Raw genomic sequence first — 26,003 nt, forward strand, 5'->3', positions numbered from 1 at the left:
CAGCCGCAACTCCCCCTCCTTATTTCCCAGTCCTGAAAGGCCTCCGTCATGAGCCTCTCCATGCCGTACATCGATCCGTCCCGCGCGCAGCCCCATCGTCGGTCTCGCAACCAGGTCAACAAACAGCTCGTCCTGGCCCGCGCAGCGGACCGCCAAGGTTTCCACCTGAATGTCTATCTGGTCGAGCGCATGACCGCGCTGAGCGACGACGTTACGGAGCTGAAGGTGGAGAGCCGGGCCATGCAGGGTCGGATCGATCAGCTCGATGTTCGGATGGACAAGCTCGACGTCCGCATTGACAAGCTTGAAGCCAAGGTCGACAAGGGTTTCGAGGAGACCAACAAAAAGCTCGACACCTTGCTCCACAAGGGCTCGTACAACAAGGGCGCCGCCTGGGCCGCCGGCCTCATTCTTGCCGGCATCGGGCCGTGCATCGCCTGGGTCGGCACGGGCCTGCTGGCGCGCGTCAATCTGGCGCCGGCACCTGTCGTTGCGTCGGTGGTTCATCCCCCTGCGGTGCCCAGGCCCTGAAAGAGAAAAGGCCCGGAGGCGAATGCCATCCGGGCCTTGGTCGTCAGACGACGGAGATCAGCTACCGCGGACGGACTTGACCTCGACGGGGCGCAGATCAATGGCGGCGCGGTCCAGCACGCCGTTGACGTACTTGTGGCCGTCCGTGCCGCCGAAGGACTTGGCCAGTTCGACGGCCTCGTTGATCGCGACCTTGTACGGGATGTCGATGCAGTTCTTCAACTCGTACGCGCCGATCATCAGGATCGCATGCTCGATCGGGGACAGCTCGGTCGTCTTGCGGTCCGCGTGGCGGGCCAGCACCGCGTCCAGATCGGCCGCTTCCTCGATCGCGCCGTTGAACAGCTTGTCGTAGTGGCCGCGGTCGGCCTTCTCGAAGCCTTCCTGCTCACGCGTGTGCGCGTCGATGACGCCCAGGTCGTCGCCGGTCACCAGCCACTGGTAGATGCCTTGCAGCGCATGCTCGCGCGAACGGCGGCGGGCCGACTTGGCCGGCGCCTTCTTGGCGGCCGGCTTGCCGCCGCCCGTGTTGCCGCCTGTGTTGCCGCTCTTGGAAGCGGGTTTGCCGGCGGGGTTGTTGTCGTTGTTGTTCACTTGAGTTCTTTCAGCAGCTGTGCCATCTCGACGGCAACGGTCCCGGCATCGCGGCCCTTGTCTTCGGCCCGCGCCCAGGCCTGTTCCTCGTTCTCCACCGTCAGGATCGCGTTGGCGACCGGCAGGCGGTAGTCCAGTGCCAGGCGCGTCACACCGGCGCCGCTCTCATTGGCGACCAGTTCGAAGTGGTAGGTCTCGCCGCGGATGATGCAGCCCAGCGCGACCAGCGCGTCGAACTTGCCGCTCTCGGCCATCGCCTGCAGCGCCACCGGCACTTCCAGCGCGCCCGGCACGGTCACGTGCCGGATGTCGGCGTCCTGGACGCCCAGCCGGGCGAGCTCGCCCAGGCAGGCCTTGGCCAGCGCCGTCGTGAGTTCGTCGTTGAAGCGCGCCTGGACGATGCCGACGCGCAGACCCCGTCCGTCCAGTCGGGTCGATTGACCCTTGTCAGATCCTTGCATGCGGTCCTCGGCCCTTCAGCAGTTCTTGTCGTCGGCGCCGCCACGGGCACCTTCCTGGGCGGCCTGGAAGCCGGTCACCTCCAGCCCGTAGCCGGTCATGCTCGGCATGCGGCGCGGGCTGCCCAGCAGCTTCATCCGCTGCACGCCGAGTTCGCGCAGGATCTGCGCGCCCACGCCGTAGGTGCGCAGGTCCATGGTCTGGCGGGTGTCTTCCGAGGCGCTCGGCTGCAGGCGTGCCAGCAGCGCGTCCGCGTCCTCGCCGCAGTTCAGCAGCACCGCGACGCCGGAGCCTTCGCGCTGGATCGCCGCCAGCGCCTGCGGCAGCGGCCAGCTGTGGCCGCAGCGGCCGGCGTCGAGCAGGTCCATCGCCGAGAAGGGCTCGTGCACGCGCACCAGCACCTCCTGGTCGGGCTGCCATTGGCCCAGCACCAGCGCCATGTGGACGTTGTTGGAGCGGTCGCGGAAGACGTGGCAGTCGAAGCGGCCTTCGCGCGTGTCCAGCGGACGCTGCGCAATGCGCTGCACGATGGATTCGTTGCGGCTGCGGTACTCGATCAGGTCGGCGATGGTGCCGATCTTCAGGCCGTGTTCCTTGGCGAAGATCTCCAGATCCGGCAGACGGGCCATGGTGCCGTCGTCGTTCATGATCTCGCAGATCACGCCGGCGGGCGTCAGGCCGGCCATGCGCGACAGGTCGCAGCCGGCTTCGGTGTGGCCGGCGCGCATGAGCACGCCGCCGTCCTGCGCCTGCAGCGGGAAGATGTGGCCCGGCTGCACCAGGTCCGTCGCGACCGCGCCCTTGGCCACCGCCGCCTGCACGGTGCGCGCCCGGTCGGCCGCGGAGATGCCGGTCGTGACGCCGGTGGTCGCCTCGATCGAGACGGTGAAGGCCGTGCCGTGCTTGGTGCCGTTGCGCGTGGCCATGGGCGGCAGCTGCAGCAGCTCGCAACGCTCTCGGGTCAGGGTGAGGCAGATGAGGCCGCGGCCATGCTTGGCCATGAAGTTGATCGCTTCCGGCGTGACGTGGTCGGCGGCCAGGACGAGGTCGCCCTCGTTCTCGCGGTCCTCTTCGTCGACGAGGATGACCATGCGGCCGGCCGCCAGCTCGGCGACCAGCTCGGGAATCGGTGAAATAGGCATGGGTGCGATTGTAGGCGGGGCGGCCCGGTCATCCGGGGCGCGGGGTTCCTGGGAACGGCCGGGAGGGCCGCGTGGTCACACGGGGGGAGCCGTCGACGTCGCGGAGCCCGCCTCCGGGTCCTCCGGTCTCAGCCGCAGTCGGAGATCGCCCCCGACCGGGCGGCAGTCGACCATCCGGAAGCGCGGCGCGCCGGAGAGCGCCGTCAGGCCGCCCAGGTCGACCATGCCGCGGCCTTCGCCCAGCAGCATCGGCGCCATGTAGATCAGGAGTTCGTCGATCAGCCCGGCGCGCAGCAGCGAGCCGTTGAGCTTGTAGCCGGCCTCGATGTGGAGCTCGTTGACCTGGCGACGGCCCAGGTCGCGGATCGCCGCGCCGAGGTCGACCTTGCCCCTGACCGGGTCGGCGACGGACACCAGTTCGGCCCCCTGGGCCGCCAGCGCGGCGCCGCGCTCGCCGGGCTCGGCCAGCGCGTGATAGATCAGCAGTTGCCCGGGCGGCGCCAGCAGCCGCGCGGTCGGATCCAGCTCCAGGCGGGAGTCGATCAGCACGCGTTGCGGCTGCAGCACGGTCTCGACATCCCGGACATCCATGCGCGGATCGTCCTCACGCGCGGTGCCGATGCCGGTCAGCACCGCGCCGGCACGGCGGCGCCAGGCATGGCCGTCCCGGCGCGCCTCGGGGCCGGTGATCCACTGGCTGACGCCGTTCGAGAGCGCCGTCCGCCCATCGAGGGACGCGGCGATCTTCATCCGCACGAAGGGGCGTCCGTGCTGCATCCGGGTCAGGAAGCCGATGTTGAGCTCTCGCGCCTCGACGGCGCTGGGGTGGCCGGTCGCTAGCACCTCCGTCGCGATGCCGGCGGCGCGCATGCGCGCGAGCCCCTGGCCGGCGACCTGCGGATTGGGGTCGCCGAGCGCCACGACGACCCGTCCGACGCCGGCGGCGATCAAGGCGTCGCAGCAGGGCGGTGTGCGCCCGTGGTGGGCGCAGGGTTCCAGCGTGACGTACACGGTGGCGCCGCGCACGTCCTGACCCCGGGCCTGGGCATCGCGCAGGGCCATGACTTCGGCATGGGCCTGGCCGGCGGCCTGCGTGTGACCCTGGCCGAGCACGCGATCCTGGCCGTCGACGATGACGCAGCCGACGCGCGGGTTCGGATCGGTCAGGCCGACGGCGTCCTGGGCCAGGCGCACGGCCTGGGCCATCCAGCGGTCGTCGCGTGACATCGGCGACGGGGCGTGTGCGTCGGAGGGGGGAGGCAGTCGGACTTCTTGCATGGCGCGGAGTCTAGCGGCGCGAACCGGGGGGCAACTGGAGCCATCCGGAGAGGGCCGGATCGTTGAGGGGGAGCAGGCTGTCGAGCGTGACGGACCGGGCCTGGCCGGTGCGGTCCGTCCATTGCACGCGCAGCCGCACGGGGCGCAAGGGCAGGGCGACGGATCCCGCGTCCGGCGCGTCCCCGTCGGCGCGGCCGAAGGCGTCGTCCGTGAGCGTCGCGCTGCCTGCGACGGAGAAGCCGATGTCCGGTCCTTCCCAGTTCAGCGTCGGGGCGGGCGCGGCAGGCTGCCAGCGCCAGCGTTCGAGCTCGTTGCGCGCGAGGCGCAGGGCCTGGTCGTGGTGGCGCGCCTCGTCTGCGGCGACGCGCAGCCGGACCTGCAGCGTCATCAGGGCGACCGCCGCGATCGACAGCAGCACCAGCGCGACCAGGGCTTCGATGAGGGTGAATCCGCGGAATGTCTTCATCGCGTCGGTCTTCATCGCGTCGGTGTCCAGCCGCCGGGCACGGGCAGGAAGCTGCCCATCTGCCGGTGGATGCGATACAGGACGGCGGCATCGTGGATCAACTGGACCGAGCCCGCCTTGGTCACGGGGACCTCGCTGACCAGCGCCCCGCGCAGCGACGTGGGCTGATCCGCGGGCGGATGCCAATCCACGCCGTTGGCCGCGTAGATCACGCCTTGCGGGTGGCCGGCGGCGAGCAGGTCCAGTCGTCCGTCGACGACCAGCACCAGCGGCGTGCCGTCGAGCGCCGAAGCCGGCCACTGGGTCAGGCGGGCGTCGCCGTCGATCCAGATCAGGCGGCGGCCGCGCGCCAGCGCCTGGGCGAGTGGCCCGCTGCAATCGTCGGTGCAGCGCAGCCGCGTGATGGCGGGTTGGTCCCGGTAGCGGTTGGACGGGTAACCGAAGACCCGAAGGAAGCTGCCCGGCCCTTCGATCAGGGCGGATGGCGGCGGCAGGCGCAGCGCGCTGAGCAGCGCCAACTGCTGGGCGTTTTCCGTCACGCCGATCGGTCCGCCGGAAGGGTCGTCGCAGTCCGCGCGCCGGTCGCTGCAACCGCGCACGATGAGCTTCAGCTGTCCGACCCCGCCCGCGTCGACGAAGCGGACGCTGAACTGCGGTTGCGCCTCGCCGTCGGCGCGTGGACCGGCCGTCGCGTCCCACGGCGTACCGGGCGTGGGGGCGCAGCGGCAGGACCACCGCAGCGGACCCGAGTTGGCGCAGGCCGGCGCTGCGGCCGTTGCAGGCGTCGCGGAGCCGGCCGATCCCGACGGCGGCGGCGGGGCGTGATAGTGCCCGTCCGCGCCGATCAGCAGGAAGCGGCTGCGGAAGTCCGACGACGCCGAGGCGCTCGGCCCCGACCCCGACCCCGACCCCGACCCCGACCCCGACCCCGACCCTGGTCGCATTGCCGCGGGTCGGCAGGCGTCGTCGATGGTGCCGCTGTTGAGCAGGGCCAGGGCCCAGGCCATGCCCGATTCGGCGGCTTCGGACGCCGCGGCCGCCCGGAGATCGTTGGCCGCCACGCGCTGCGCCGTCACCAGTTGCCGCGCCGCCCAGGCGGCTCCGAGCGCGAGCACGGCCAGCAGTACCACGCACACGGTCAGCGTGGCGAGACCGCGTTCCTGCCGGCGTTCCTGTCGTCGGATCATGGGCAATCTCCCGAGAGGGCGTCGTTGTGGAGCTGGCTGAGCAGTTCAAGGTGGTGCCCGGCGCGCGCGTCGTGCGTGGCCTCGGCATCGACGATGACGGTCACCAGGCGCCTGGACAGCGTCGATGGGCAGGCGCCGTCCAGGGGATGCGCCTGGGCGTCGAGCCGCGCCTCCAGCCGGCTCACGCGCAGCAGGTCGGGATCCGTCAGCGGCTGGTAACGACCCGCGATCAGCTGGTCGATCCGACCCTCGCGCAGCCGGAAGCCGGAGGTCTCGCGGACGCTGCCGGTGCTGGGCGAACCGCCATCCCGCGCGAAGCTGTAGCTCACCCGGCGCCCGGCGTCCTCCACGGCAACTTCGGTGAAGGGGTTGCGGATCGGGGCGTCGGTCTCGTCCTGCCAGACGCCGTCCTGCGCGCGATCCCAGAACGCCGCGCGCCGCACATCGCGCAGGATGAACTCGGCGGTGGCGCGCAGTTCCTGCTGGACCTGCAGCTCCAGCATGAGCCGGTGGTGCTCGCCGAGCTGGACACCGGCCATCGAGAAGGCGCCCGCCAGCAGCAGGAGCCCGATCGTCAGGCCGATCATGAGTTCGACCAGGGTGAAGCCTCGCTGGTTCGTCGTTCGGGTCATCTTTCGGGTCATCGTTCGGCTCCCTTCACTGCGGCCAGCAGGCGGTGGCCTGCTCGACACCCTGGTCGTCGAACCCGGTCGAGGTGGTCGCCCCGAGCTCCAGCCGGAGCGTCAACACCCGGCACCGGCGATCGCCGAGCTGGTTGCCCTGCGCGACGGCCTCCACCTGATACCGCGTTGCATCGGCCTGGACGATGCGCAGTCGATAGAGGCTGCTCCTCGTCGTCGCGGGTTGCCCCAGGTCCTCCAGCCGGTCGGCGTAGCGAGCGCTCCGCGAGCGGAAGCGCTCCTGCGCGAGCTGGATGGTCTGCAGCGCCTCGCGCGCCTCGGCGCGTCGGCCCTTCATGACCTGATCGCGGAATCCGGGCAGCGTCAGCGCCGCCAGCACGGCGACGATCGCCAGCACGGTCAGCAGCTCGATCAGCGAGAAGCCCCGCTGCCGGCCCGGCGTCTTCATGCGGGCGCTGAGGTGCGCGGCGACGCATTCGGTGATGCCCGGGGTGGTGCTCGCGGTGACGCCCGCGGTGGTGGGGGTCTTCATGCGCACCTCGGCAGGCGGCTCAGCGCGCCGTCGGGCGTGCAGCTGCGCACGCGCCCCGTGATGCTGACGATGTGGCGGACCGATCCGATGCCGGTCATGCGGACCTCGATCGTGCCGCTCACCGACACGGTCCCCTGGCGTCCGCTGAAGAGCATCGAGGGCACGTTCGAGACGATCTCCGCCTGGCCCCGGCCGCCCTGCCAGCGCGTCTGCTTGATCGCCTGCGCGCCGCCATCGCAGACAGGCGGGGCGTCCAGCCGGCAATCGCAGTTGGCGGCGGGCGCGGTGGCGGGCACGGTGGCGCCGGAGACGCCCGATGCGACGGCGCCGGTATGCACGACATAGCAGCGGCCGCTGCCGCTGCCGCTGACGGCGGACGCATCGCCGCCGAAGCGCAGGATCACATTGCGCGCGCCCTGGATCGCTTCGCTGCGGGCGAGCTGGAGGTCGCCGAGGACGGCCTGCGCGGCATTCGCGAGCCGTTGGCGCCAGAGCCAGTCGCGCAGGTCGGGCGCGGCCAGCAGGGCCACGAAGGTCACGAGCGCGAGGCTGACCAGGATCTCGATGAGGCTGATGCCACGTGGCGCGGCTGCAGGTGCGACTGGGGCAACGGGCGCCGCCGACGCTGAAGGAAGCGGGCGGGGAAGCGGGGACGCGGAGGGCTGCAAGGAAGATCTCCCGAAGAGTTGCTGAGAACTCTAGGGAGATGGCCCGTATTCCGCTTCGCCTTCAGGAGGGAAGCGGCGACCCGCTGAAGGGGGCCGGCTTTTGGGGGAGAAATCGGGCAGACCACGAGCGAAAAGGCGGCGATGGGGGATACGCCTGAAATGCTCGTGAAGGGCGCGTGATCCCAGACCACGCGTTGACGAACTCAGCGCTCGTTCGGCGTTCGCCGAGCCGTCACTCAGCGCTCGCTCAGATGTCGCGGATCAACTGCCGGAACTCGTCGACGTCCTCGAACGAGCGGTACACCGATGCGAAGCGCACGTAGGCGACCTTGTCGATCCGCTTGAGCTCGCGCATCACGTGCTCGCCCAGCTTGGTCGACGGGATCTCGCGCACCCCCGTGCTCAGGAGCTTCTCCTGGATGCGCTCCAGCGCGGCGTCGATCTGCTCGATGCTCACCGGCCGCTTGCGCAGCGCCAGCGTCATCGACGCGCGCAGCTTGCCCATGTCGAACTCGGCGCGCGTGCCGTCCTTCTTCACGACCATGGGCAGCGCGATGTCCGCGCGCTCATAGGTCGTGAATCGCTTGTCACAGGACTGGCAGCGACGGCGGCGACGCACCACGTCGCCTTCGTCGGACTCCCGGGTCTCCGACACTTGCGTGTCGCCGTGACCGCAGAACGGGCATCGCATGCGCCGCGGACCCGCTTCAGCGGTAGACCGGGAACTGACGCGTCAGTTCGGCCACCTGCTCGCGCACGCGGGCCAGGTTGGCCTCGTCGTGCGGGTTGTCCAGCACGTCGGCGATCAGGTGGGCGGTCTTGCGGACCTGCTCCTCCTTGAAGCCGCGCGTGGTCATCGCCGGCGTGCCCAGGCGCACGCCGCTGGTGACCATCGGCTTCTGCGGGTCGTTCGGGATGCCGTTCTTGTTGCAGGTCATGTGGGCCGCGCCCAGGATGGCCTCGGCTTCCTTGCCGGTCAGGTTCTTCGGACGCAGGTCCACCAGCATCACGTGGCTCTGCGTACCGCCGGAGACGATGCGCAGGCCGCGCTCGATCAGCGTGTCGGCCAGCACCTTGGCGTTGGCGACGACCTGCTGCTGGTAGGCCTTGAACTCGGGCGTCAGCGCTTCCTTGAAGGCCACCGCCTTGCCGGCGATCACGTGCATCAGCGGGCCGCCCTGGATGCCGGGGAAGATCGCGGAGTTGATCTTCTTGGCGATCGCCTCGTCGTTGGTCAGGATGATGCCGCCGCGCGGGCCGCGCAGGCTCTTGTGCGTCGTGGAGGTCACGACGTCGGCATGCGGCAGCGGGTTCGGGTAGACGCCCGCGGCGATCAGGCCGGCGTAGTGCGCCATGTCGACCATGAAGTAGGCGCCGATCTCCTTGGCGATCCTGCCGAAGCGCTCGAAGTCGATGCGCAGCGAGTAGGCCGACGCGCCCGCGATGATCAGCTTGGGCTTCTTCTCGCGCGCCAGCGCTTCCATCGCGTCGTAGTCGATGGCTTCCTTGGCGTCCAGGCCGTAGGAGATGACATTGAACCACTTGCCGCTCATGTTCAGCGCCATGCCGTGGGTCAGGTGGCCGCCTTCGGCCAGGCTCATGCCCATGATGGTGTCGCCGGGCTGCAGCAGCGCGAAGAACACGCCCTGGTTGGCCTGCGAGCCGCTGTTGGGCTGCACGTTGGCGAACTCGGCGCCGTAGAGCTGCTTCAGGCGGTCGATCGCCAGTTGCTCGACGATGTCCACGTACTCGCAGCCGCCGTAGTAGCGCTTGCCGGGATAGCCCTCGGCGTACTTGTTGGTCAGCTGGCTGCCCTGGGCTTCCATCACCGCCGGGGAGGTGTAGTTCTCCGAGGCGATCAGCTCGATGTGGTCTTCCTGGCGCCGGGTCTCCTGCTGGATGGCGGCGAAGACTTCGGCATCGACGGTGGCGAGGGTCTGTTGGGTGCGGTCAAACATGATGATGTCGGCTCAAGGGTTGGCGCCGCCCGCCCGCCCGGCAGCGCATCGGCGCGCTCGCGGGTCGGGATGACGGCGAGGCGGCGAGGCGGCGACGGATGTCGGAACGACGGCGGCCCAGGCGAACGGCACGGACAGCCGGAGACGTCCCCGGCCGTTCGCGCTTCCCGGTGGTGGCCCACCTCGGGCGACGCCTGTGCGGAGACAGGATCGTCTCCGGGCAGGGCGCCCTGATCGCCAGTTGCGCGAAGCCCGCAGTGTAGCCGCACCGTCGAGGGGCGCAGGCCATCCCGTGACATTGTTCCCACGGCCGTGGGGGTAGAGGGGGCGAAGGCTTCGCCCAATGAAGAACGGGTTCCGATGGGAACCCGTTTTCAGAAACGCCTCGAAGGCGCGGCTCGAACGATCAGCGCATCACGGCGGTCATGGCGACCTGTTCGCCGGTCGAGGCCGGTGCGGACGCCGGCTCGCGGATCGGGCGCGGCGCCGACGGGCTGACATTGCGGCCCTGGGCGACGGCCTTCAGCAGGTCCTGCTCGGCCAGCACGCGCGAGGCGTAGCCGGTGTCGTCGGGCAGGTTGGCCGCGCCGACGTAGCGGCGCAGGCCTTCCTCGAGGCTGCCGGCGCGCTGGATGCATTCCTTCAGCACCTGCACGCCCACGCGCAGGTTGGTGACGGGGTCGAAGGCGGCGAAGTTGCCGCCGAAGGCCTCGTACTTGTCGTCATGCACGCGCGTCATCACCTGCATCAGGCCCTGGGCGCCGACGGCGCTCTGGGCGAAGGGGTTGAAGCCCGATTCGATCGCCATGATGGACAGGATCAGCGTCGGCTCGACGCGGGCGCGCTGGCCGACTTCCCAGGCTTCCTTGACCAAGCGGCTGACCGGCTCCGGCGCGACGCGGTAGCGCCGGGCCAGGTAGTTGGCCACCAGCGCCTGCTGGCGGGTGAGCTCCTTCGGATCGACCGCGGTGGCGCGGCTGATCGCGTCGGGCTCGGCCATCAGGGCGAGCACGTCGCCGGAGGCCTCGACGCGCGCCTCGTGGCGGGCGTTGAGCCATCCCAGCACCTGGCCTTCCAGTTGCTGGCGCAGATCGGCCTGGCTGGCGAAGACCAGCCCGACGGCGACGACGGCGAAGCCCACCAGGGCGAGCGTGTTGTGGCTGACGACCAGGAGGCCCTGGCCGATGTCCTTGACGAAAAGCACCAGGGCGGCTTGCGCCTGGCGGGGCAGGGATAGCAGGTCTGAACGCGCTGTCATGCGACTCCTTTCTCCGACCACGCCCGGTGTCCGTCTGGCGAGCCGCTCGAAGCGTCCACTCGCGAAACAGCCACCTGGGGGTGGTGATAATGGGCCGGCTCGGGCGTCGTCGACGGCCTGGAGGGCTCTCAGAGGGCTCCAGGCTCTTGATGCGACAGACGGGCGATCCAGCGTCCATTGGCAGCACACCGGTTTTGCGTCCCACAGCAAAGACCGGGATAACCCTGGGGTCAGGGCAGGGCGCGATTTTATGGATCAAAAATAACCCGTCAACCGTATGGGCCTTGTTCTTAACTACTTTGGGTTATGAAGTACCGAGATCTGCGTGACTTTATGGGCGCTTTGGAGGCCATGGGCGAGCTGCGCCGCGTGGCCGAGCCGGTGTCGCCGGTCCTCGAGATGACGGCCGTCAGCGACCTCGTCCTCAAGGCGGAGGGGCCGGCGCTGCTGTTCGAACAGCCGACCGGCTACCGCATGCCGGTGCTGGCCAACCTGTTCGGCACCCCGAAACGGGTGGCGCTGGGCATGGGCGCCGAGTCGACCACCCAGTTGAGGGAGGTCGGCCAGCTGCTGGCGACGCTGAAGGAGCCGGAGCCGCCGCGCGGCCTGCGCGACGTGGGCAAGCTGGCCCAGATGGGCAAGGCGCTGTGGGACATGAAGCCGTCGCTGGTGAAGCGGCCGGCCTGCCAGGAGCAGGTGATCGAGGGCGACGACGTCGACCTCAAGCGCCTGCCCATCCAGACCTGCTGGCCCGGGGACGTCGGCCCGCTGCTGACCTGGGGGCTGGTGGTGACGCGGGGGCCGCAGAAGATCGCGAACCCGCGGCTGCGCCAGAACCTCGGTATCTATAGACAGCAGTTGATCGGCAAGCGGCAACTGATCATGCGCTGGCTGGCGCATCGCGGCGGTGCCCTGGATTTCCGCGACTTCGGCATCGCGAACCCGGGACAGCCGTTCCCCATCGCCGTGGCGTTGGGGGCCGATCCGGCGACGACGCTGGGCGCGGTCACGCCGGTGCCGGACACGCTGTCTGAATACCAGTTCGCCGGCCTGCTGCGCGGTTCGAGGACCGAAGTCGCCGACACCAACGTCGGCGAGGCTGGCCGCATGCTGCAGGTGCCGGCGACGGCGGAAATCGTGCTCGAAGGCCACATCCCGCCGGCCGCGCCGGGCTTCACCGGCCACAGCGAGGACGGCATCCCGCTGAAGGAGAAGGGCGGCTACCTCCACGCGCTGGAAGGCCCGTACGGCGACCACACCGGCTATTACAACGAGCAGGACTGGTTCCCCGTCTTCGAGGTCAACCGGATCACGCAGCGCGACGGCGCGATCTACCACTCGACCTACACCGGCAAGCCGCCCGACGAGCCGGCGGTCCTGGGTGTGGCGCTGAACGAGGTGTTCGTCCCCATCCTGCAGAAGCAGTTCCCGGAGATCGTCGACTTCTATCTGCCGCCCGAAGGCTGCAGCTACCGGATGGCGGTCATCTCCATCAAGAAGGCCTATCCGGGACACGCCAAGCGGCTGATGTTCGGTCTGTGGAGCTATCTCCGCCAGTTCATGTACACGAAGTTCATCGTGATCGTGGACGAGGACGTGGACATCCGCAGCTGGCAGGACGTGATCTGGGCGATCACCACGCGCATGGATCCGGTGCGGGACACGACGCTGGTCGAGGGCACGCCGATCGACTACCTGGACTTCGCCTCCCCGGTCAGCGGGCTGGGCGGGAAGATGGGCCTGGACGCGACCAACAAGTGGCCGGGCGAGACGCCGCGCGAATGGGGTCGGGTGATCGAGATGCCGGCTGAGCAGAAAGCCCGTGCGGCGGATCTCTATCAGCGTTTGTTCGGGGGCTAGGAAACTACCCGTTCTGGCGATGGCCGCTTGAAAGCGCCGTCGCGCCTGCCTAAGGTTGTCGGGCCTTTCCGGCACTTCAACTGGCGCAGTCTCTGCGCGCCAGGAGCCCTGCGGCAGTTCGCTGCGGAGCCCCAAAGGCGGCTGGTCCGCCCACCCCTTCCTCGTCCGGCACGCCCGGCGCGGAGGGGGTTTCTATTTGGGGCGCCGGTTTCCGTTCCGTTCCGTTCTGGTCCGTTCGGGTCGGGTCAATGGCCTCCGACGTTGCCCAGCCATTCGTAGCCCAGATACCGCGCCCGGGAGATGCCCTCCTGCGAAGGCAGCAGATCGCGCCATTCAAAGCCCGGCAAGGCCAGGCCCAGCGGGGCGGGGACCACTTCCACCTCCGGTGGCAGTGCCTCGCGGAAGGCGCGCAGCGAGCGGCGCATGTGGACGTCGTGCGTCACCAGCACGACGCGCCGGATCGACTGGCCACGCAGCAGCTCGGCCGTGAAGCGCGCGTTCTCGCGCGTGTCGGTGGCACGGTCTTCCTTGGCCGCGAGCGTGAAACCGAATTCCTGCGACGCCGTGCGTTCGGCCAACGCGGCCTCGGTCATGCGCTCGTCCGACGAGTCCCGCGGCGTGCCGCCGGTGAACATCATCGGGATGCCGGTCTGCCGCGACAGCCAGATGCCGTAGCGCAGCCGCTCGATCGAGATGGGCTTGAGCTGGGCGATGCCGTATTCCGGCATCAGCTTTCGGGCGCCGCCGCCAAGCACCACGATCATGGTCTGCTTCGGCGGCACGTCCTTGAGGCGTTCGATCCGGACGGCCTGCTGCGGCCCGAGCAGCCGGTCCTGCAGCCACAGTGCGCCGAGCTCGGTGCTGCCGATCCAGACGGCGATCAATCCGGTCGCGAAGAGCGCGCCGGAGATCCAGCGGCGGCGGTGCCGCAGCCACCAGGCGAGGAGCAGCAGCGGAAAGGCGCCGGTGGGCGGCAGCAGGAACGCTGCGACCGCATGTATCAGGTCGTTCATCGAGAGCCGGGGATCGGTGTCAGGTGTTGAGGCCCGCCAGCATAATCAGCTTCCTTGACGACTCGTCCGGGTTTCGCCGGCTGCCCTTCGTGTTCTTCTCTGCTCTTCCGGTCTGGCCGCGGCGCGCGCTGCGCGTGCTCGTGGGTCTGGTGCTGTCCGTCGTTGCGCTGCTGCTGGTGGCGTGGGTGGCGCTGCCGATGTGGATCGAGCGGGCGGGCGTCAGGATCGCTTCGGAACAGCTGGGGCGACCGGTCACGCTGGGCGGCGCGAGCTTCACGCCGTGGCGGCTGGCCCTCGCGCTGGACGACCTGAAGATCGCCGGGCCGACGGCCGAGGCGCCGCCGCTGTTCGAGGTGAAGCGCGTGCGCACGGTGCTGTCGCCGCGCTCGCTCTGGCACCTGGCGCCGGTGTTGTCGTCGCTGACGGTGGAGGCGCCGAGGGTGCGCGTCGCGCTGCTGCCTGACGGCAAGACCGACCTGGACGACATCCGCGCGAAGCTGGCCGCCGCGCCCAAGGCGCCGCCCACGGCCGACGACGGCCCCGCCGAGGCCGCGCTCTACAACATCGAGCTGACCGACGGCGAGTTCCGCCTGGACGATCGCACGGCCGGGATGGTCCACGAGCTCAAGGCGCTCCACCTGGGCATCCCGTTCCTGTCGACGCTGGATGCGGACGTCGAGGTCCATGTGCAGCCGCGCTTGTCCGGACGCCTGAACGGCGTCGGTTTCGAGAGCGAAGGCCAGGTGCAGCCCTTTGCAGAGACGCGCAGCGCGAGCATGACGGTCAAGCTCGACGCGCTGGACCTGTCGGCGTACCGCGCGTACTGGCCGAAGGAGCTGGCGATGCGGCTGGCCAAGGGGCTGGTCGATTCGCAGCTGACGCTGGATTTCAAGCAGCCGCCCAAGCAGTCCCCCGAGGTCAAGATCAGCGGCCGGACCTCGGTGCGGGAGCTGTCCTTGCAGCGACGCGCGGGTGCCGGAGCGGACAGCGGCTGGGAGGACTGGCTGCGCTGGCAGGCGTTGAGCGTCGAGCTGGCGGACGTGCAGCCGCTCAAGCGGCAGGTGCTGCTGGGCGCGGTGAGCCTGAAGCAGCCGGAGCTGCTGATGGGCCGGGACGCGCAGGGCCGCCTGTGGCTGCCGGACATGCCGGCAACCCAGGCCGTCGCCGAGGTACCGAAGGCTCCGTCGTCGGCTCCCGCGACGACGCCGGCCAAAGGCGCGACGCCCTGGCGCGTCGGCGTGCGGCAACTGGCGCTGGAGGGCGGTCGCGTCGGCTGGACCGACGAGACGCTCCGTCCCGTGGCGCGGTGGAGCGTCGACGGCCTGACGGTCAAGGGCAGCGCGCTGTCGTGGCCGCTGGCCGCGAAGGCGGCGCCGGTGGAGATCGCCGCGACCTTGTCGCCGGAGGGCGAGAAGACCCCGGCTGCCTTCAGCGGCAAGGGCGAACTCGGCGCAGCGGGCGTCGCGCTCGACTGGGCGCTGAAGGACCTCGCGCTGGAAGCCTTCGCCCCGTATCTGAAGGCGGCGACGCCGCTGTCGGTGCAAGGCCGCTTCGCGACGCAGGGCGCCGTGCGCGCGGGCCCCACTGGCGAAGATCTGAAGCTCTCGTTGAAGGCGCTCAGCCTCGACGACGTGCAACTGGCCGACGGCAAGAAGCCGGTGCTGGCATTGAAGCAACTGAGCCTCGATCAGGCGGAGCTCGCGCTGGGCAGCCGCAAGCTGACGGCCGGTCGACTTGCGCTGGTGGCGCCCAAGGTCCAGATGGGCCGGGACAAGGCCGGGAAGTGGAGCTGGGACGCCTGGATGGGCGCTGCGACGTCGACGCCGGTGGCGAGCGGGCAGGGGACTGCGACGGCGAATCTCGGCGTGGCGGCGGCTTCCCGCCGACGCGCCTCGGAGGGACGTGGCGATCGCTTGACGCTGAATGTTCCCGAGGTGCTCCAACGCCCGGCGACAGCAGGGGCGGCAGGGCCTGTCGCGGGCACGATCGCGCCCGCGACTCCGGCGGCTGCGATGACGCCAGCACCGGCCAACGACACCCTCTGGACCGCGCAGATCGCCGAGGTCGCTGTCGAAGGCGGCGAGGCGACCCTGCTCGACCTGGCCACGCACGTGCTGGACGACGAGCCCGCCCGCCCGATCGGCGTGCAGGACCTGATGCTGAAGGTGTCCGGCATCGACTGGGATGGCCGCCAGCTCCGCAAGCCGCTGCCGGTGCAACTGGGCGCCACGCTGCGTCGGCCCGACGCCACGCGCCGCAACCTGCGCGAGGTGCCGAAGTTCCGCTGGGACGGTCAACTGGCGCTGGCGCCGCTGAAGGCCTCGGGACGCCTCACCGCCGAGCACCTGCCGCTGCACTGGGCCGATCCCTACCTCGATCCGTCGATCGGTATTCATCTGCAGCGCGCCGAGGGCTCGATGCGCGGCGGTTTCGAGTTCACTGAAACGCCCAAGGGGCCCTCGGTGCGCGCCGGCGGCGAGCTGGTGATCGCCGACCTCCGGCTGCGCCAGGCGCGGCTGCAGGACGGCAGACGCCGTTCCGCCGAAGAGCTGCTGAACTGGCAGGGTCTGAAGCTCGGCGGGCTGCGGGTGACGCTGGCGCCGGGCGGTGCGCCGGACGTGAAGATCCAGCAGGCCGTGCTGGACGAGTTCTACGCGCGGCTGATCATCAACGAGCAGGGCCGCCTGAACCTGCGCGACCTGAACCAGACCGAGCAGGGCCAGGCGGTGGCCGCCGTGGCGGGCACGACGGCAGCGTCCGCGCCGGTGGCGGCGACGGTGGCCCGCGCGACGTCGGCGCCCAACCCGGCGGCTGACCCGTCGGCCGCGGCGTCCGCAGCCGGGAGTGGGAACGGAAATGGGAATCCGCCGCTGCGGATCAGCATTGCCGAAACCCGGGTCAACGGTGGCAAGGTCGATTTCAACGACCGTTTCATCAAGCCCAACTACAGCGCCAACCTCAGCGAGCTGACCGGCACGCTGGGCGCGTTCTCGGCGGGATCGGCGGCGATGGCGCCGCTGCAGCTCAAGGGCAAGGTCGAGGGCACGGGGCTGCTGGACATCAGCGGCCAGTTGAACCCGAGCGGGGCGCCGCTGGCGCTGGACATCACCGCCAGCGCGACCGACATCGAGCTTGCGCCGCTGTCGCCCTACGCCGGCAAGTACGCGGGCTACGCGATCGAGCGCGGCAAGCTGTCCACGCGGGTGCACTACCAGATCGAGCCCGGCGGCCGCCTGGAGGCCGACAACAAGATCGTGCTCAACCAGCTGACCTTCGGCGAGCGGATCGACAGCCCGACGGCGACCCGGCTGCCGGTCAAGCTGGCGGTGGCGCTGCTCAAGGACAGCGACGGCGTCATCGACGTCAACCTGCCGGTCAGCGGCTCGCTGAACGATCCGGAGTTCAGCGTCGGCAGCCTGGTGGTGAAGCTGATCGTCAACCTGCTGACCAAGGCGCTGACGGCGCCGTTCTCGCTGCTGTCCGGCGGGGGCGGCGGCGCCGAGATGAGCCAGCTCGAATTCAAACCCGGCACGGCGGCGCTGCAGCCCGAGGCGGCGAAGAAGCTGGAGCCGTTGACCAAGGTGCTGGCCGACAAGCCGGCGCTGCAGTTGAGCATCACCGGCTGGGTCGATCCCGACGGCGAGCGCCGCGCCGCGCAGGGTGCCCGTCTCGAAGACGCGCTGATCGCCGAACGCCGCCGCGAGCTGCGTCGCATGGCGGTCACGCAGGCGGTCGGCACACCGGCTGCGGCGAGCGCAGCGGCCTCGGGTGCCTCGGGGCCGTCGACAGCCGCCGACGCGCAGGCGCCGGTCGTGCTCGACGACGCGCAGCGCGCGCGGCTGCTCAAGGTCGTCTACGACAACGCCAAGCTGCCCAACAAGCCGCGCAACTTCATCGGGCTGTCCAAGGACATCCCGGCGGCGCAGATGCGTGAGCTGCTGATGGACAGCTACACGGTCACCGACGAGCAGCTGCGCGAGCTCGCCCTGCAGCGCGCGGTCGCGGTGCGCGACGCGCTGCTCGAGCGCGGCGTGCCGAACGCGCGCATGTTCCTGGCGTCGCCCAAGCTGCACGCGAAGGACGACGAGCGCGGCGCCGACAAGGACAAGGCCTGGACGCCGCGCGTCGATCTGGCGCTGAGCGCACAGTAGCTTCGAATCCGACGCTGTCGAACGGCCGTAAGATCATTCGATTCAAGTGCCGCCGTCGAGGCGGGGAACGACCAGATGGCCCGGATCAATCTTCGGAAATTCATTGCGGAGCATTACCGCGGCGGGGTCTCGGCCCGCGACGTGATCCGTGAGGCCATCACCAACTCGATCCATGCCGGCGGACGCCAGATCGCCGTGGATCTGCATTTCTCGGAGAAGAACGGCGAGCTGTTCCAGGGCACCGAGGTGCGCCGCGTGCTGGAGCAGATCACCATCGCGGACGACGGCGAAGGGTTCACGCACGAGAACCTCCAGTACTTCGACGAGATCTGCACCGGTCACAAGGATGAGATCGGCGGGAAGGGCGTGGGTCGGCTCGCGTTCCTCAAGTACGCCCGGGTGGTCCAGATCGAGAGCCAGCTTCCGGAGCGCCTGGTCCAGTTCAGCTACACGCCGGAGTTCACGCTCGAGGATGTGCGGTATGTCGATGTCGCGGGACCGTCGCGCACGGCGATCGTCCTGCGCGACCTGAAGGAGCGGATCAACACGCAGGTCACCAAGCTGGTGAACTCGATCTGCGACGACCTGCGCCTGCTGCTCTTCCTCAAGGCGCGGCAAGGGCATCAGATCTCGGTGACCTTCCGCCACAACTCCCGGCAACCGTTCGACGACGAGTTCGTCTTCTCGGGCAACGAGGTCAAGGCGGTGGCCGAGCACGAGTTCTCGGTCGGGGACGAGCAGTTCCGCTGCTATCTGTTCCGGGATGAACTGCCGCGCAAGGGCATCGCGGCCATGCTGTGCGCGGACGAACTCTGCATCGAGGAGTTCATGATCAGCCGGCGCTTCGATGTCTGCCGGCATCTGATCTTCATCACCTCCAACTACTTCAACGACCGCTCCAACATCGAGCGGCAGCGCCTGGAACTGCCGCGCACCGAAGACGATGTGGACATGATCTCGCCGATCAGCCGGGAACGGCTGATGCCGCGTATCGAGGCCGAATGCATGCGGCTCATCCGTGGGTCCTCGAACAGCGGCATCGACAAGTTCAAGTCCAACAATCTGGGGCGTTTGAGGAAGTACTACCCGTTCATCCGCCTGGAGTCGCTAGGCGGCAACGCCGCGCTGCTGGACGCGGACGAGATCGTCAAGGCGTATCGCGCACAGCAGGCGCGGCGCGAGGACCAGGTGGTCGAGGCCCTCGAAAGCGGGCGCGAAGTCTCCCTGGACGATGTCTCCCACCTGGCCAGCGAGGACCTGGCCCGGTTCATCGTCCACCGGGCCCTGGTGATCGATTCCCTGGCCAACCTGCCGCACGACTGCGTGGAGGAAGTGATCCACAGCGCGATCCTTCCGAAGCGCAGCGACGGTGCGAATCTGCGGGAGAACAACGTCTGGCTGGTCGACGACAAGTTCCTCTCCTATTCGAGCATCCACAGCGATGAGCGGCTCCAGCAGATCCTGGAAGAGGTCGGGCACGGCCTCGAAGGCAAGTTGCAACGGCGGCCGGATGTCGCGGCCTTCTTCTCCAAGGACAGCGACGACCAGCCCAACAAGCTGGTGATCATCGAATTCAAGAAGCCGGCGGCGGATATCTTCGAGAACAACAAGTCGCTGCTGCAGTGCCGCCTCTATGCGAGCGCGCTGGCGGATCGCATCCCCACAGTGAGGGAAGTCTTCGCGTTCTCGATCGTCGAGGTGGACGACGAGTTCTACCGCGACTTGAAGCAGACCGGATTCAAGGATGTCTTCTCCCTGTCCGAGCGGGTGGTCTACAACGATTTCCTGATCGGGCAATCCAGCGATGTGCCGCTTCACCTGTATGTGACGCCGGCCTCGTCCCTCATTCGCGACGCCAAGGCGCGGAACCGCGTGTTCGAGGAAGTCCTCCAGTTCGACCTCGTCCAGCCTCAAGCGGGGGCGACGAGTGCGACAGGTGCGGCGGGCGAGCCTTGAGGAATACGCCGCAGACGCCATGTAGGGCGATCGACCCATGAGCCAAGGATCCACCATGACCACCACCCCGAACCCCGTCCAACTCCAGCCCGGCGAGGACCTCATCACCCTGGGCGGCGGCTGCTTCTGGTGCACCGAGGCGGTGTTCCTGCGCGTCAAGGGCGTCCTCGGCGTTGAATCGGGCTACACCAACGGGCCGCTCGCCAGCCCGAACTACGAGCAGGTCTGCTCCGGCAGCACCGGTCATGCCGAGGTCGTGCGCGTGCGCTTCGATACGAAGGTCGTGAGCCTGGAAGACCTGCTGCAGGTCTTCTTCACCATCCACGACCCGACCACGCTGAACCGCCAGGGCGCCGACGTCGGCACGCAGTACCGCTCGGGCATCTACTACGCGCGGCCCGACCAGCTCGGCGTGATCCGGCAGGTCGTCGACGAGGCCCAGCGCGCCCACGGCGGCAAGGTCGTGACCGAGGTCCAGCCCGAGGACAACTACTGGCCCGCCGAGGCTTACCACCAGGACTACTTCGCCAACCATCCGGAGCAGGGCTACTGCGCCTTTGTCGTCGCGCCCAAGGTGGACAAGTTCGCCAAGAAGTTCAAGGAACTCCTGAAGGACGAGGCGGCGGGTTGATGGTCGTTCTGGAGGGGCTTCGTTACCGCTACGGCACCGACGGCGATCGCGGCAATCGCGGCAATCGCGGCGATCACGGCCGGATGCAGGACGACGATCGCGCGTCCGTCGCCGAGCTGCGGTTCCCGGACTTCTCGCTGCCCGCCGACGGGCACCTGCTGCTGCGCGGTGCGTCCGGGAGCGGCAAGAGCACGTTGCTGGCACTGATGGCGGGCCTGCTGACGCCGACGGGCGGGCGGCTGACGGTGGGCGGCGTCGAGGTCGGCGCGCTCGCGCCCGCCGCGCGCGACGCGTGGCGCGGTGCGCATCTCGGCTTCGTGCCGCAGCGACTGCATCTCAGCCCCTCGCTCAGCGTGCGCGACAACCTGTCGCTTCCGTACGTGGCGGCGGGTCTGGCGCCGGATGCCGCACGCATCCACGCCTTGCTCGACGAGCTCGGCATCGCCGCGCTCCAGGATCGTCGACCGCATGCGCTCAGTCAGGGGCAGGCGCAGCGGGTGGCGCTCGCGCGGGCGCTGCTGCGTGCGCCGCGCCTCGTGCTCGCCGACGAGCCCACCGCCAATCTCGACGATGAGGCCTGCGCCGCGACGCTGGCGTTGCTGCGCCGCGCGGCCGCCGAGCATGGCGTGTGCCTGATCATCGCCTCGCACGACGCGCGGATTGAGGCAGCCTGGGCCGATTGGCCGGCGTTGCATCGACTGAGGCTCCCCGGTCGGAGCGCCGTCCCGAGCTCGACTGCCTGGGTCTCGACCTCGACCTCGACCGCATGAGCCGCGCGCCGCTGAACCTGCCGCGCCTGGCGTGGCGCTACCTCTGGGCGCGTCCGATGCTGACGGCGCTCAACCTGATGCTGCTGAGCCTCGGCCTGGCGGCGATCGGATTCGTCGTCCTCGTCAGTGAGCAGATGGAGCAGGGCCTGCGGCGCGATCTCGGCGGCATCGACCTGGTCGTCGGCGCGAAGGGCAGCCCGATGCAGATCCTGCTGGCGGGCGTGTTCCACCTCGACCAGTCCACCGGCAACATCCCGCTGGCCACCGTGTCGCAGCTGCGCGCGCAGCCGCTGGTCGCGCAGGCCGTGCCGATCTCCCTCGGCGACAGCTTCCAGGGCTTCCGCATCGTCGGCACGACCGCCGACTATCTGGGGCTCTATCAGCTCTCGCTGGCTCAAGGTGCGCCGTGGAAGGCGCCGATGCAGGCCGTGCTCGGCGCGGAGGTGGCGAGCCGGTCCGGCTTGAAGCCCGGCGACCGCTTCCACGGCACACACGGACTCGCGTCCGGCGGCGACGAGCACGAGCAGGCCTACGAGGTCACCGGCGTGCTGGCGCCGACGGGGGGCGTCGTCGATCGGCTGGTGCTGACGGACCTCGCTTCCGTGTGGGAGGCGCATGCCTCGCACGGGCATGGGAAGACCGCGACCTCAGGCGACGACGGCCGCGATCGACGCGACGGGCAGGGCGCCCACGAGGGCCACGAGGGCTACGAGGACCACGAGGACCACGATGCACATCCGGACGAGGCCTCGCTGGAGGTCAGCATGGTGCTGGTCCGTTATCGCAGCCCGTTGGCGGCCGTGATGCTGCCGCGCTGGGTGAATGCGCAACCGGGGTTGCAGGCCTCGGTGCCCGCGCTGGAGACGGCGCGGTTGCTGAGCATGGTCGGCGTGGGCGTCGACGTGCTGCGCGGCTTCGGCGGCGTGCTGCTGCTGGCGGCGGCCTTGTCGGTGCTGGTGGCGCTGCTGCACGCGGTGCGCGAGCGCCAGGGCGATCTTGCGATGCTGCGCATGCTCGGCGCCACGCCCATGCGCGTCGCCGCGCTGATCGCGATGGAGGCGCTGATGCTGGCGGGACTCGCCACGCTGCTGGCGCTGGGTCTGGCCCACGCGCTGACGGCGGGGTTGGGGGCGGTGCTCGCGCAGCAGCAGTCGGTGCGGATCTCCGGCGCCTGGGTTTCCGGCTGGGAGGCGCTCGTGCCGGCGCTCGCGCTCGGCCTGGCCTTGCTCGCGGCTGCGTGGCCGGCCTGGCGCGGCTATCGGCTCGACGTCACCGAGCTGCTCCAGACGCCTCGTTGATCGCGGCTCGCCCGGACCTTGCTCCGGGCGGTCATCGAGCCGGTGCACAATGATGAGCTTCACGCGACCCTGAGGTCGCATTCACGTCGCCGCCGCTCCGATGACCACTCGCTCCACCACCGCTGCACCGCCCGCCCGCCGGGCCGCGATCGCGCTCGTGACGATCGTCATGGCAGGCGCCTCGGGGACGGCGTTCGCGCAGGCCTCGACATCGGCCGCGCCGGCCGCCACGTCGGGCGCCGCCATGCCGATGGGCTCCGGCCCCGGTTATCACGATCCGCGCAGCCCCTTCAAGCCGCTGCAGGAGGTCGAGGGCGTCGTCAGCTGGAAGCTGCTGTCCTCGGTCACCGTGAAGGCGGACAAGAGCAAGGTCATCCCGACTTTCCCCTCCGGCGTGCTGGCGCTGAACCAGCGCACGGTGAAGGTCCAGGGCTTCATGATGCCGCTGGAGCCGGGCGACAAGCAGAGCCACTTCCTGCTGTCGTCGGTGCCGACGAGCTGCTCGTTCTGCGTGCCGGCAGGTCCCGAAGGGCTGGTCGAGGTGCGCAGCAAGACGCCGGTGCGCTACACGCTGGATGTCGTGACCGTGGAAGGCCAGTTGGCCGTCCTCAACGACGATCCCTACGGCATGTTCTATCGCGTGACGGACGCCGTCCGCGCGACGCGTTGAAGCGCTGTAACGCTGTAACGCTGTAACGCTGAATCACCGACGCCCATGTCCCGTCCGCCCGCCATCGTCAGGACCCGCCAGCAGCGCTGGTGGATCTGGCTGTGCGTGGTCACCGTGGTGGGCTTCCAGGCGCTGGGCCTGGTGCACCGCGCGCTGCATGGCGGACCGATGCCGGAGCCGATCCGGCTCGCGGTCGCCGCCGCGCAGCAGGCCGCCGCCATCGAACGCGCGGAACTGGCCGCGGCAGCCGCCTTGGCGGCGTCCGGCGACGCGGATGAGGGCCCGATCCTGACCTTCGGGCACGTCGCCGGCTCCGGCGATTGCCAGCTTCTCGACCAGCTCAGCCACGTGCTGGGCCCCATCGTCCAGGCGTCCGCCTGGACCGCGATGCCGCCGGACATCCCCGTCGGCATCGACCAGCCGCACGACGCCACGCTCGCGCAGCAGTGGCGCAAGGGCGCCCGCGGGCCGCCCAGAGCCTGACACCTCCATCGATTCCGCCCTTGCTCAGGCGCGTCCGTTCCGGGCGTGTCCGTTCACGCGACCGGGTCGTTCGCGCCTGCCTCCGGCAGCGCGGCGTGCCGGCTTGGGCCCTCCAAGAATTTGATGGCGCCGCGGCGTTGTGCCGCCGGTGCTCGAGAGTGTTTCCATGGCCTTCCAGTCCACTTCGATCCGTTCGTCGGCGTCTTCGCACGCTCCTTTCCAACCCACGCTGCTGGCCATCGCGCTGAGCGTCGCCGCCGGGGGCGCCTGGGCGCAACAGGCACCGGCCGCGCCGAGTGCGCCGGCTCCCGCATCCGCTTCGGCTGACGCGGCGGCGTCGACCTCGGGCGCATCGACCTCGGCCGCATCGACCTCGGCCGCAGCCGACGGCGGCACCGCGTCCGGCGGCGCCGACCGCCCCCACAAGCACAAGCTCGACGTGGTCGTCGTGACCGGCAACCCGCTGAGCCAGAAGGAACTTGCCGCGCCCGTGCAGGTGCTGAGCGGCGATGCGCTGACGCTCAAGCGCGGCGCCAGCCTCGGCGAGACGCTGGACGGCATGGCCGGCGTGGGCTCGACCTACTTCGGCCCCAACGGCAACCGGCCGACGATGCGCGGCCTCGACGGCGACCGGGTGCGCATGCTCAGCAACTCCGGCGCGTCCGTCGATGCGTCCAGCCTGAGCTTCGACCACGCGCTGCCGGTCGACCCGCTGGTGCTGACCCGCGTCGAGGTGCTGCGCAGCGCGGCCGCGCTGCAGTACGGCGGCAACGCGATCGGCGGCGTCGTCAACGCGATCGACAACCGCATCCCGCGCCTGGCCCAGCCCGGCCTGAACGGCGCGGCCGAGCTGCGCCTGGGCGGCGCTTCGAACGAACGCGGCGGCGCGGTCGTGCTCGACGGCGGCACGACCGGCTTCGCCTGGCACGTGGACGCGGCCGATCGCCGCGCCGACGACCAGCGCGTGCCGCGCTTCCAGAGCGAGGACGGTTCGTCGACGCACGTCCGCAACTCCGACAGCCACGGCCGCAGCGGCGCGGTGGGCGGCTCGCTGCTGTTCTCGCAGGGCTATGCCGGTGTGTCGGTCGAGGACTATCACAACGACTACGGCGTCACCGTCGAGCCCGATGTGCGCATCGAGATGCAGCGCCAGCGCCTGGCCACCGCCGGCGAATGGCGCGATCCGCTGCCGGGCCTGGCGCGCGTGACCTGGCAGTTCGCGAGCAGCCGCTACAAGCACCAGGAAGTGGAGGGCAGCGGCGAGGTCGGCACCGTCTTCTCGTCCGACGGCAAGGACGGCCGCATCGAGGCGACGCATTCGGCCTTGCAGGGCGACTGGGGCACGATGCAGGGCGTGCTCGGATGGCAGTGGGAACTCAGCGATTTCTCCGCGCTCGGCGAGGAGGCGCTGGTGCCCGGCACCAAGACGCGCAACAACGCGCTGTTCCTGATCGAGCAGTTCCGCTCGGGCCCGTGGAGCCTCCAGGCCGGCGCGCGAGCGGAGCGGGTCAACATCGGCTCGACCGGCGGCGACGAGGAGCGCTTCGGCGATCCGGTGACGCGGCGCTTCAGCCCCAAGAGCTTCTCACTGAGCGGCGCCTACGAGCTGGGCAACGGCTTCAGCCTGTCCAGCAACCTGAGCAGCAGCCAGCGCGCGCCGACCTTCTACGAACTGTTCGCCAACGGCGTGCATGTGGCGTCCGGCGCGTACGAGGTGGGCGACATCAACCTGGGCCTCGAACGCGCGAAGGCGGTCGACCTGGGGCTGCATTGGAAGCAGGGCGACGCGAAGTGGAGCGTGCAGGTCTACCAGACGCGCTTCTCCAACTACATCGCGCTGGATGCGAGCGGCCGCAGCATCGACGAGGTCGGCGAAGACGGCGAGATCGCCTCGGTGCCCGAGTACCTCTACCGCGGCGTGCGTGCTCGCATGCACGGCGTGGAGCTGGAAGGCAAGCAGCCGCTGTCCAGGCTCGCGGGCTGGGACCTGACGCTGGGCACGACGATCGATCTGGTGCGCGGCACCAACCGCGACACCAACGAGCCGTTGCCGCGTCTGGCGCCGGTGCGGGGCAGCGTCTCCATCCAGGCCGAGCGCGGCCCGTGGCTGCTGCAGGCGGAGCTGCGCGGCGCGATGCGCCAGGACCGCGTGCCGGCGCTGGACACGCCGACGGCCGGTTACGGCATCCTGCGTCTGAACATCGCGCGCCACTTCGACATCGGCAACCTGGACGCGATGTGGTACGTCAAGCTGGACAACCTGGCCAACAAGCTGGCCTACAACGCCGGCAGCGTCCAGACCATCCGCGACCTGACGCCGCTGCCGGGCCGCAGCCTCTTCGCGGGGCTGCAGGTGAAGTTCTGAGGACTGCACCGACCCCGGTTCTCTCCCGCAAGCGGGAGAGAACCCCCTCACCCCAACCCTCTCCCGCAAGCGGGAGAGGGGGCAAGAGGAGT

The 26,003-nt window shown here is 69.8% G+C and carries 23 protein-coding genes; 10 read left to right on the top strand and 13 right to left on the bottom strand.

Features of this window, described 5'->3' with window-relative positions; all coding sequences use genetic code 11:
- Positions 1–48 precede the first annotated feature (48 nt).
- Positions 49–531 carry a hypothetical protein gene (locus ACQZ13_RS13610; RefSeq protein WP_431052718.1) on the top strand — a complete coding sequence of 161 codons (483 nt, stop codon included), beginning with the start codon at positions 49–51 and terminating at the stop codon, positions 529–531.
- 57 nt (positions 532–588) lie between these two features.
- Here ACQZ13_RS13610 and nusB read toward each other — a convergent pair whose 3' ends face one another.
- The 12 genes from nusB to ACQZ13_RS13670 form a co-directional block, all read right to left on the bottom strand.
- Positions 589–1,125 (bottom strand): transcription antitermination factor NusB, encoded by a 537-nt coding sequence (gene nusB, locus ACQZ13_RS13615; RefSeq protein WP_431052720.1) that lies wholly within the window; start codon positions 1,123–1,125, stop codon positions 589–591.
- Entirely contained in the window at positions 1,122–1,586 is a 465-nt protein-coding gene (ribH, locus tag ACQZ13_RS13620) for a 6,7-dimethyl-8-ribityllumazine synthase (protein ID WP_431052722.1), read from the bottom strand. The genes nusB and ribH overlap by 4 nt, the downstream gene beginning before the upstream one ends.
- A 15-nt stretch (positions 1,587–1,601) precedes the next feature.
- On the bottom strand, positions 1,602–2,726 hold the full coding sequence (ribBA, locus tag ACQZ13_RS13625; RefSeq protein ID WP_088406947.1) for a bifunctional 3,4-dihydroxy-2-butanone-4-phosphate synthase/GTP cyclohydrolase II: 1,125 nt from the start codon (positions 2,724–2,726) through the stop codon (positions 1,602–1,604).
- A gap of 75 nt (positions 2,727–2,801) precedes the next feature.
- Positions 2,802–3,953, bottom strand: a complete 1,152-nt coding sequence (gene ribD, locus ACQZ13_RS13630) for a bifunctional diaminohydroxyphosphoribosylaminopyrimidine deaminase/5-amino-6-(5-phosphoribosylamino)uracil reductase RibD (RefSeq protein WP_431052724.1) — start codon at positions 3,951–3,953, stop codon at positions 2,802–2,804.
- A 61-nt stretch (positions 3,954–4,014) separates the two neighbouring features.
- Positions 4,015–4,470, bottom strand: coding sequence for a type IV pilus modification PilV family protein (locus tag ACQZ13_RS13635; protein ID WP_431052726.1), 456 nt, complete (start codon positions 4,468–4,470; stop codon positions 4,015–4,017).
- 11 nt (positions 4,471–4,481) lie between these two features.
- Positions 4,482–5,657: a hypothetical protein gene (locus ACQZ13_RS13640; protein ID WP_431052728.1), complete on the bottom strand. Its 1,176-nt coding sequence runs from the start codon at positions 5,655–5,657 to the stop codon at positions 4,482–4,484.
- Positions 5,654–6,289 carry a PilW family protein gene (locus ACQZ13_RS13645; RefSeq protein WP_431052730.1) on the bottom strand — a complete coding sequence of 212 codons (636 nt, stop codon included), beginning with the start codon at positions 6,287–6,289 and terminating at the stop codon, positions 5,654–5,656. The genes ACQZ13_RS13640 and ACQZ13_RS13645 overlap by 4 nt, the downstream gene beginning before the upstream one ends.
- 25 nt (positions 6,290–6,314) lie before the next feature.
- On the bottom strand, positions 6,315–6,830 hold the full coding sequence (locus ACQZ13_RS13650) for a type IV pilin protein (protein ID WP_431052732.1): 516 nt from the start codon (positions 6,828–6,830) through the stop codon (positions 6,315–6,317).
- Positions 6,827–7,369, bottom strand: a complete 543-nt coding sequence (locus tag ACQZ13_RS13655) for a pilus assembly FimT family protein (protein WP_431052734.1) — start codon at positions 7,367–7,369, stop codon at positions 6,827–6,829. The genes ACQZ13_RS13650 and ACQZ13_RS13655 overlap by 4 nt, the downstream gene beginning before the upstream one ends.
- Before the next feature lie 376 nt (positions 7,370–7,745).
- Complete coding sequence (gene nrdR / locus ACQZ13_RS13660) at positions 7,746–8,189, bottom strand: transcriptional regulator NrdR (RefSeq protein ID WP_067271194.1); 444 nt, start codon at positions 8,187–8,189, stop codon at positions 7,746–7,748.
- A gap of 16 nt (positions 8,190–8,205) precedes the next feature.
- Complete coding sequence (glyA, locus tag ACQZ13_RS13665) at positions 8,206–9,456, bottom strand: serine hydroxymethyltransferase (protein ID WP_431052736.1); 1,251 nt, start codon at positions 9,454–9,456, stop codon at positions 8,206–8,208.
- A gap of 406 nt (positions 9,457–9,862) precedes the next feature.
- On the bottom strand, positions 9,863–10,714 hold the full coding sequence (locus tag ACQZ13_RS13670) for a lytic transglycosylase domain-containing protein (protein ID WP_088406961.1): 852 nt from the start codon (positions 10,712–10,714) through the stop codon (positions 9,863–9,865).
- A 306-nt stretch (positions 10,715–11,020) separates the two neighbouring features.
- Between ACQZ13_RS13670 and ACQZ13_RS13675 the strand changes: the two genes are divergently transcribed.
- Positions 11,021–12,574 (top strand): UbiD family decarboxylase domain-containing protein, encoded by a 1,554-nt coding sequence (locus ACQZ13_RS13675; RefSeq protein ID WP_431052739.1) that lies wholly within the window; start codon positions 11,021–11,023, stop codon positions 12,572–12,574.
- A gap of 245 nt (positions 12,575–12,819) precedes the next feature.
- On the opposite strand, the gene ACQZ13_RS13680 is transcribed toward ACQZ13_RS13675, so the two are convergent.
- Entirely contained in the window at positions 12,820–13,587 is a 768-nt protein-coding gene (locus tag ACQZ13_RS13680; RefSeq protein ID WP_431052741.1) for a YdcF family protein, read from the bottom strand.
- An 89-nt stretch (positions 13,588–13,676) separates the two neighbouring features.
- Here ACQZ13_RS13680 and ACQZ13_RS13685 point away from each other — a divergent pair, with 89 nt between their 5' ends.
- The 8 genes from ACQZ13_RS13685 (at position 13,677) to ACQZ13_RS13720 (ending at position 25,911) form a co-directional block, all read left to right on the top strand.
- A complete protein-coding gene (locus tag ACQZ13_RS13685; RefSeq protein ID WP_431052743.1) occupies positions 13,677–17,738 on the top strand; it encodes a DUF748 domain-containing protein in 4,062 nt (1,353 codons plus the stop codon).
- Positions 17,739–17,813: 75 nt separating this feature from the next.
- A complete protein-coding gene (locus ACQZ13_RS13690) occupies positions 17,814–19,694 on the top strand; it encodes an ATP-binding protein (protein WP_431052745.1) in 1,881 nt (626 codons plus the stop codon).
- Between the two features lie 55 nt (positions 19,695–19,749).
- Positions 19,750–20,325 (top strand): peptide-methionine (S)-S-oxide reductase MsrA, encoded by a 576-nt coding sequence (gene msrA, locus ACQZ13_RS13695; RefSeq protein ID WP_431052747.1) that lies wholly within the window; start codon positions 19,750–19,752, stop codon positions 20,323–20,325.
- Positions 20,325–21,095: an ABC transporter ATP-binding protein gene (locus tag ACQZ13_RS13700; protein ID WP_431052749.1), complete on the top strand. Its 771-nt coding sequence runs from the start codon at positions 20,325–20,327 to the stop codon at positions 21,093–21,095. The genes msrA and ACQZ13_RS13700 overlap by 1 nt, the downstream gene beginning before the upstream one ends.
- A complete protein-coding gene (locus ACQZ13_RS13705) occupies positions 21,092–22,393 on the top strand; it encodes an ABC transporter permease (RefSeq protein ID WP_431052751.1) in 1,302 nt (433 codons plus the stop codon). Before ACQZ13_RS13700 ends, ACQZ13_RS13705 begins: the two co-directional genes overlap by 4 nt.
- Before the next feature lie 100 nt (positions 22,394–22,493).
- Positions 22,494–23,063 carry a DUF3299 domain-containing protein gene (locus ACQZ13_RS13710; protein ID WP_088406977.1) on the top strand — a complete coding sequence of 190 codons (570 nt, stop codon included), beginning with the start codon at positions 22,494–22,496 and terminating at the stop codon, positions 23,061–23,063.
- A 45-nt stretch (positions 23,064–23,108) separates the two neighbouring features.
- A complete protein-coding gene (locus tag ACQZ13_RS13715; RefSeq protein WP_431052754.1) occupies positions 23,109–23,546 on the top strand; it encodes a hypothetical protein in 438 nt (145 codons plus the stop codon).
- 166 nt (positions 23,547–23,712) lie between these two features.
- The gene (locus tag ACQZ13_RS13720) at positions 23,713–25,911 is read left to right on the top strand and encodes a TonB-dependent receptor (RefSeq protein ID WP_431052756.1); all 2,199 of its coding nucleotides are present in this window, start codon (positions 23,713–23,715) and stop codon (positions 25,909–25,911) included.
- Positions 25,912–26,003: the final 92 nt, after the last annotated feature.

Origin of the sequence: Roseateles sp. L2-2 (genome assembly GCF_050613215.1) — a bacterium.
GTDB lineage: Bacteria > Pseudomonadota > Gammaproteobacteria > Burkholderiales > Burkholderiaceae_C > Roseateles > Roseateles noduli.